The organism is Saccharothrix sp. CB00851, from assembly GCF_001905065.1.
Classification (GTDB): Bacteria; Actinomycetota; Actinomycetes; order Mycobacteriales; family Pseudonocardiaceae; genus Actinosynnema.
The window spans coordinates 134,883-142,242 of the sequence record NZ_LWLC01000016.1 but is presented as its reverse complement, the minus strand read 5'-3'; the positions used below and the strand labels follow the sequence as shown (position 1 = coordinate 142,242).

Here is a 7,360-nt window from a genome sequence, read left to right as displayed (position 1 = left end):
CGATCATGATCTGCCGCACCGCTTCCCACAATTAGGAGACGCCGCCTAGAGCGTCAGGCTCCACGAGTTGAGGTAGCCCGTGTCGGCCGAGTACACGTCCTGCACGCGGAGCTTCCACGCGCCGTTGCGCGCCTCGGACGAGACGTTCGCCGTGTACGTGGTGTCGATGTTGTCGCCCGAGTCGTTGTTCGACGCTTTCAGGCGGTACGCCGTGCCGTCCGGCGCGATCAGGTCGATCACCAGGTCACCCCGGTACGTGTGCACGATGTGCACCTCCACCTGCGAAGACGCCGAAGCGGTTCCCTCGCAGCCGGCGATGGTGATGGTGCTGGTGACCGCCGCGCCGTTGTCCGGGATGGTCACGTCGGCGTCGTTGGTGGCCTTGGCGCACCCGACCGGGGGGTTGCCACCGCCGCCGTACGGGTTGGCCGCCTTCTTCGCCGCGTACATCAGCATCGGCTTCGTCTTCGGCCAGAACGTCGACGCCTGGCACGAGTACGCCGGGAAGAACCCGGAGCACGTACCGGACGACGGCCCGATCTCCCACACGAACGACGCCACGCCCAGGTCGTCGTACACCCAGTCGTCCGTCGCGCCGGCCGCGTTGTAGAGCACCTCGCCCGGCTGCCCGTACCGCCAGCCACCGGCCAGCGACGCCATGTCCCGCGCCATCCCGCGCAGCGCCGCGTCGTTGCCCGTCTTGTACGACGTCGTCCAGCCCCACGGGAACAGCACCAGGTTCGAGTAGCTGTGCATGGAGATCACGACACCGGTCGTGTCGGCGGGCGCGGCGTCGGTGTTGCCGGTGCCGCGGCGGTCGCGGTAGAGGTTGCGCCACAGCGCCTGCAACGCCCGCGTCTCGACCTCGGAGTTCGCCGACGGCCCCTTGTACGTCTGGTCGCACGGGTTGGACGACGTGCCCGCGCCACCCCAGTGGGAGTCGGTGTTGCGGTTGAGGTCGATGCCGATCTGCGACGACGACGTGCCGGAGCAGTTCGACCCGTTCGTGGTGTTGGCGTTCTTGCGCTGGTAGCGCGGCGAGTTGCCGCCCTGCTGCACGATGTTCACGCCGTCGGGGTTGGCGATCGGCACGACCCACACCTCGGTCGTGTCCAGCAGCGCGGTGACCTCGGCGTCGACCCCGTAACCGGTGGTCAGGTGGTCGATCCACTTCCACGCCACGTCACCGGTGGTGAGTTCGCGGGCGTGCAACTGGCCCATGACGAAGAACCGGGGCTTCGGCGCGGACGTGCTCAGCGCGCAGTCGCCCGCGTTCTTCTTGGTGATGCAGATGGCACGCAGGTCGTACCCGCCCGCACCCTGGGTCTTGCGCCACGAGTCGCCGTAGTCGACCAGGGTCGTCAGGTTCGGGTACTGCTGCCCGACCAGGTCGAGGTGCGACCAGTGGGCGTTGATGGTGCGGTAGCCGCCGTAGTAGGTCTCGTTGATGTCCGCCGCGTCGAACGTCGGCGACTGCGACTTCTTGGCGGGCGGCTGCCACTCGGGCGCGGGCAGCACCTCGTCGATGACGGCGCTGAAACCGGCCTGCTTGAGACTGGCGCCGGTGCTCGCGTCGCCGAGCACGAACAGGTAGTCGCCGTCCCGGTCCTCCAGCACGTCGAAGCCGCGCCCGAGCAGGTTTTGGGCGGCGGCGCCGAGCGGCGCGTGGACCTTGTAGACGTAGGTGGGTCCGGCTTGGACGGCGGCGACCTCGGGTGCGGGACCGGCGGTGCCGGGCGTGCCCCCGGTGACCACCGCGGCCGCCGCGACACCGGCTATGGCCAGTGTCAGCAGTGAACGTCTGGTCGACTTCACGGTTGTTCCTCCTAGGCAGGGTCGAGTCGGAGGATGAGGGACGAACCGCCCCCTTGCACACCCGCCAACCGGCCATTACTCACCGTCGTGGCAGCGGTGTTTTGACAGATGGCGGTGAGGTACCCCGGCTCTTGGTCCGGATGGAGGAGGCGTCGTGACGGACGAAGAACTAGTCGAACGAATCACCCGGCTGGTGGACGAAGAGCACCGGTTGGAAGGGTCGCGCATCGGCGAGGGGCTGAGCGAGGGCGACGCCCGACGGCTGCGCGACCTGGAAGTCGCCTTGGACCAGACGTGGGACCTGCTGCGCCAGCGCCGGGCGCGCCGTGCCGCGGGCCTGGACCCGGACGCCGCCGAGCCGCGCGACCCCGGCACGGTCGAGAACTACCGCCAGTAGTCGCGCCCGGCGGTTGACTCGTCCCTTGGGGCAGCCCGCAAGGTCGTCGCCATGGAGGATGTGGCGGTGACACGGCTACTGGGCATCGGCGAGTTCGCCCGCCGCTCACGGCTGTCGGTGAAGGCACTTCGGCTGTACGAACGGCAAGGACTGCTGCGGCCCGCCGTGGTCGAGCCGGCCAACGGTTACCGGCGTTACGGCGAGGACCAGTTGGCCGCCGCACGGCTGGTGGCGCTGCTGCGCCGGTTGGACATGCCGCTCGCGGTCGTGGCCCGGATCGTGGCCGCGCCCGAGGACCGGCGGGCCGACCTGGTCGGCGAGTACTGGGCCGAGGTCGAGCACCGGCTGGCCGTGCAGCGCGGCCTGGCCGCCCACCTCCGCGTCGTGTTGTCCGGAGGGAAGGGATTGCTGGAGATGTACGAGGTCAAGCAGCGCGAAGCACCCGAACAGGTGGTTCTGACCGAGCAGCGGCACCTGCTGCAGCCCGCGCTCGTGGACTGGATCGAGAGCTCGATGGACCGGCTGGTGAAGGCGGCGGAGGGGTACGGGGGCGTGTCCGGCGCGGGGTTCGTCGTCTACCACGGCGAGGTGAACGAGGACAGCGACGGTCCGGTCGAGGCGTGCGTGCCGATCGGGGTGGCGGAGCCGCCGAGCGGGGTGGCGGCCCGGGTCGAGCCGGCGCACCGGGAGGCTTACGTGCGCCTGACCAAGGCGCAGGTCGTGTTCCCGCAGATCCTGTCGGCCTACGACGCCGTGGCCGCGTGGATCAAGGACAACGACCACGTCATCCACGACGCGCCCCGCGAGATCTACTTCGCGGATTGGGACAGCGCGGGCCCGGACGACGAGGTCTGCGACATCGCGTTCCCCATGCGCTGACACACCGGACGCGCGAGCACCGCGCGGGACCATGCCATGACCACCCGCGCGGTGCTTTTCCTGTCGCAACACTGCAATCCCACCGCAACGTTGCAAATAGCACCGCAGCGCTGCGCTGCGATTCCCCGCGCAGCGCTACCAGCCCGGGTGGGGTGCCCAGTGGTCAGACCAGCTGGGCGAGCCGGTGGTCCAGCGCCGTGTGGCGGCGTCCGGCACCCACGGTGCGGACCGCCTGCCCGATCGCCTTGCGCGAGCCGACCAGCACGACCAGCTTCTTGGCCCGCGTCACGGCCGTGTAGAGCAGGTTGCGCTGGAGCATCATCCACGCGCTGGTCGTGATTGGGATGACGACGCACGGGTACTCACTGCCCTGTGAGCGGTGAATCGTCATGGCGTAGGCGTGGGTCAGCTCGTCCAGCTCGCCGAACTCGTAGTCCACGTCCTCTTCCTCGTCGGTCCGAACGGTCAGCTTCTGCTCCACGACGTCGATCGCGGTGACGAGGCCGAGCGTGCCGTTGAAGACGTTCTTGTCGTAGTTGTTGCGCATCTGGGTGACCTTGTCGCCGACGCGGAACACCCGGCCGCCGAACCGGCGTTCCGGCAGGTCCGGTTTGGACGGTGTCAACGCCTCCTGCAGCAACGCGTTCAGCCCGCCCGCGCCCGCCGCGCCCCGGTGCATCGGCGCGAGCACCTGCACGTCCGTGCGCGGTTTCAGGCCGAACTTGCGCGGGATGCGGTTGGCCACGACGTCGACCACCAGCGCCGCCGCGTCCTCGGCTTCCTCCACCGGGAACAGGAAGAAGTCCGGCAACCCCTGCACGAGCGGGTAGTCGCCGTTGTTGATCCGGTGCGCGTTGGTCACCACGCCGGACTGCTGCGCCTGCCGGAAGATGTGCGTGAGGCGGACGTTCGGGATGGGGCTCTCGGCGGACAGCACGTCGCGCAGCACCTCGCCCGCGCCGACGGACGGCAACTGGTCGACGTCACCGACCAGCAGCAGGTGCGCACCGGGCGCGACGGCCTTGACCAGCTTGTTCGCCAGCAGCAGGTCGAGCATCGACGCCTCGTCCACCACCACCAGGTCGGCGTCGAGCGGCCGGTCGCGGTCGTAGGCGGCGTCACCGCCCGGCTTGAGCTCCAGCAGCCGGTGCACGGTGCGCGCCTCGTGACCGGTCAGCTCGGTCAGCCGCTTGGCGGCCCGGCCGGTCGGCGCGGCCAGCACGACCTTCGCGCCCTTGGCCACGGCCAGCTTCACGATCGACCGCACGGTGAAGCTCTTGCCGCACCCCGGCCCGCCCGTCAGCACGGCGACCTTGCGGGTCAGCGCGAGCCGGACGGCGTCGCGCTGCTTGTCCTCCAGCGACGCCCCGAGCCACCCGAACGCACGCTCCCAGTCGACCCGCTGGAACGCCGGCATCCGCTCCTCGTCGGTCCTGAGCAGCCGCAGCAGCTGGTTGGCCAGGGAGATCTCGGCCCGGTGGAACGCGACCAGGTAGATGCCCGGCTCGCCGTCCGGCATGATCTCGCGGACCACGCCCTCCTCCGCCACCAGCTCGGCCAGGCACTCGATCACCAGGCCCGCGTCCACCTGGAGGATCTTGATCGCGTCACCGATCAGCTCGTTCTCGGGCAGGTAGCAGTTGCCGTCGTTGGTCGCCTCGGACAGCGTGAACTGCAACCCGGCCTTCACCCGCTGCGGGCTGTCGTGCGGGATGCCGACGGCCTTCGCGATCTGGTCGGCGGTGCGGAACCCGATGCCCCACACGTCGTTGGCCAGCCGGTAGGGCTCCTCGCGGACGACGTCGATCGACTTCTCGTTGTACTGCTTGTAGATGCGCACCGCCAACGACGTGGACACGCCGACGCCTTGGAGGAAGACCATGACCTCCTTGATCGCCTTCTGCTCCTCCCACGCGGCGGCGATCATCTTGGTGCGCTTCGGGCCGAGCTTGGGCACCTCGATCAGGCGCTGCGGCTCGTGCTCGATGACGTCCAGCGCGGCCACGCCGAAGTGGGTGACGATCCGGTCGGCCAGCACCGGCCCGATGCCCTTGATCAGGCCGGAGCCCAGGTAGCGGCGGATGCCCTGGATCGTGGCGGGCAGCACGGTCGTGTAGTCGTCGACGTGGAACTGCTTGCCGTACTGGGGGTGCGAGCCCCAGCGGCCGCGCATCCGGATCGACTCGCCGGGCTGCGCGCCGAGCAGCGACCCGACCACGGTGACCAGGTCGCCGCCGCGGCCGGGGTCGACGCGGGCGACCGTGTAGCCGGTCTCCTCGTTGGCGAACGTGATCCGCTCCAGCACCGCTTCCAGGACCGCGTCAGCCACCCCGTCACCCTAGTGCGCGACCGGCACTAGGACGTGCCCTCCGCGGGCCAGAGCACCGCCCGGCCACCGAACTCGCCGACCACCACGCCGCGGTCGTTGACGTCCAGGGCGAACCCGTGCGTCCCGGCCGGCACCGGCAACAGGCTGACCTCACCCGACGGCGACCACCTGAGCGGGCGGTAGGTCCGCCCGATCGCCACACCCGCCGCCGTGCCGTGCTCGTTGACGACCGCCACCTCGCCCGCGGTGAAGCCGGCCGGGAGCGCCATGGTCGTGATGCCGCCGTCGGCCGCCCAGCGCACCGGCGAGCCACCGACCCGCCCGAACGCCGCACCGTCCGCGTCCACCGCCAGGAGGGTGCTGGACTGGTCGCCGGGCGGGTAGGCGGCCGCGGCCCCGTCCCAGCGCACGGCGAACGACGTCCGGTCCTCGGTCTGGTACCCGCCGACCACGAACCGGCCGTTGACCGCGGACACCCCCAGGTACGTGCTGCCGGGAACCCCGCCGAGGTCCGTGAGCACCCCGTCGTCCCAGCGCACGACCCGGCTGCCCGCACCGGTGTGGGCGACGCCGGCGATCGTGCCCTGCTCGTCGATCGCGGCGGCTTCGGTCGCCGTGCCCAGGCCGGGCAGCACGGTGGCCACGCCGTCGCGGTCCCAGCTGATCGCCTGCCGCTTGCCGTCCGCGTCACCGCCGTAGCCGACGACCGTGCCTGCCTCGTTCACCGCGACGGCGAACGTGTAGTCACCGCCGGGCAGGAAGTCGAGGACGACGGCGGTGCCGTCAGGGTGCCAACGGGTCGCCTGCGCCCAGTGCTCGGCGTCGCTGGTGTTGCCGTACGCCGCACCGGCCGCGTCCACCCCGAACACCGTCGCGTACCGGGCTCCCGGCGGAGGTGCGAGTTCGCTGATCCGCCCTTCCGCGTCCCAGCGCACCGCCCGCGCACGGCCGTCCGCACCGGCGGCCCGCCCCACGACCACGCCCGCGTCGTTGATCGCGACCGCCGACCCCTTCGCCGCGAGTTCCACGAACCCGGGCTCGGCCACCGCCGTCCCCGCCGACATCATCGAAACGAGCGCCAGCGCGGCACCCAACGTCCGTCGCACGACCAGACCTCCTCGTCGAAGCCCCGCCCGCTACCCAGCTAAGCAGCTCCGTTCTGGGAACGCTCCCAGAATCCCTCGTTCGGCCGCTCACCCCGGCTGGCCGGTCAGCTCGGCGGAGAGCGCGTCTCCGGTCAGCACGGTCGCCGGCCACGACGGGTCGGACCGCCACGAGTGCCAGGCCGTGAACGGCCCGTCACGGTTCTCGACCATGGCCACGACCTGGTCCCGCGCCCGCTCGACCGCCCGGTGATCGGCCTCGCCCACGACGCCCAGGCGACGGCCGTGGGCGTACTCGCCCTCGTCCTTCCACCACCACTCGGACAGGTCCGGCGCGATCACCAGGTCGAGGAGCAGGTCGAACGTGTCGAAGCCGAACGCCGTGCGGCGCAGCGGGCGCTGGAAGTTCACGTACCAGTGCCGCAGCCTGTGCCCGTCGGACGGGTCGAAGAAGGCGTTGACGCTGAACCACGTGCCCGGCGGGTTCCACAACAGGTACGCCGTGTCACGCCACGTCCACGGCCCGAGCTCCCACCGGCCGGCCGCCAAGTTCGGCAACGCCTGCTCACGCACGCCGTCCTCACCGGTCAGCAACCACTCGATCCAGGTGGTCGGCGCCCTCACCTCCGCGCCCGGTCGGCAGCCGACGACGAGAGCCTCGGCCGTGTCCTCCAGCACGCGCAGGGCGTACGCGCTCCACACCTTGCCGCGGAACACGTCACGGCGGACGACGGTCGTGCCCGGTTCGAAGGTCGTGCCCGGTTCGAAGGTCGGCATGGCACCCATGACGTGCGGAGGCGGGTTCCGGTTGCGGTGTGGGTGCCTCCACAGGACGTT

Annotated in this window: 6 protein-coding genes; 2 read left to right on the top strand and 4 right to left on the bottom strand. The window is 70.7% G+C overall.

Annotated features, from left to right (window positions below; genetic code table 11):
• Positions 1–45: 45 nt before the first annotated feature.
• A complete protein-coding gene (locus A6A25_RS17960; protein ID WP_073891528.1) occupies positions 46–1,815 on the bottom strand; it encodes a M14 family zinc carboxypeptidase in 1,770 nt (589 codons plus the stop codon).
• 154 nt (positions 1,816–1,969) lie between these two features.
• Here A6A25_RS17960 and A6A25_RS17955 point away from each other — a divergent pair, with 154 nt between their 5' ends.
• Entirely contained in the window at positions 1,970–2,212 is a 243-nt protein-coding gene (locus A6A25_RS17955; protein WP_073891526.1) for a DUF2630 family protein, read from the top strand.
• Between the two features lie 51 nt (positions 2,213–2,263).
• A complete protein-coding gene (locus A6A25_RS17950; RefSeq protein WP_073891524.1) occupies positions 2,264–3,091 on the top strand; it encodes a MerR family transcriptional regulator in 828 nt (275 codons plus the stop codon).
• 163 nt (positions 3,092–3,254) lie between these two features.
• Here A6A25_RS17950 and recD2 read toward each other — a convergent pair whose 3' ends face one another.
• The 3 genes from recD2 to A6A25_RS17935 all read right to left on the bottom strand — a co-directional run bounded on the left by recD2 (position 3,255) and on the right by A6A25_RS17935 (position 7,300).
• Entirely contained in the window at positions 3,255–5,420 is a 2,166-nt protein-coding gene (gene recD2 / locus A6A25_RS17945; protein ID WP_073891522.1) for an SF1B family DNA helicase RecD2, read from the bottom strand.
• 26 nt (positions 5,421–5,446) lie between these two features.
• Positions 5,447–6,526: a hypothetical protein gene (locus tag A6A25_RS17940; RefSeq protein ID WP_073891520.1), complete on the bottom strand. Its 1,080-nt coding sequence runs from the start codon at positions 6,524–6,526 to the stop codon at positions 5,447–5,449.
• Between the two features lie 87 nt (positions 6,527–6,613).
• Positions 6,614–7,300, bottom strand: coding sequence for a DUF402 domain-containing protein (locus A6A25_RS17935; RefSeq protein ID WP_073891564.1), 687 nt, complete (start codon positions 7,298–7,300; stop codon positions 6,614–6,616).
• Positions 7,301–7,360: the final 60 nt, after the last annotated feature.

Coding starts and splice junctions, on each gene's coding strand:
- A6A25_RS17950 (WP_073891524.1), top strand. CDS start 2,264: ATGGAGGATGTGGCGGTGACACGGCTACTGGGCATCGGCGAGTTCGCC.
- A6A25_RS17935 (WP_073891564.1), bottom strand. CDS start 7,300: ATGCCGACCTTCGAACCGGGCACGACCTTCGAACCGGGCACGACCGTC.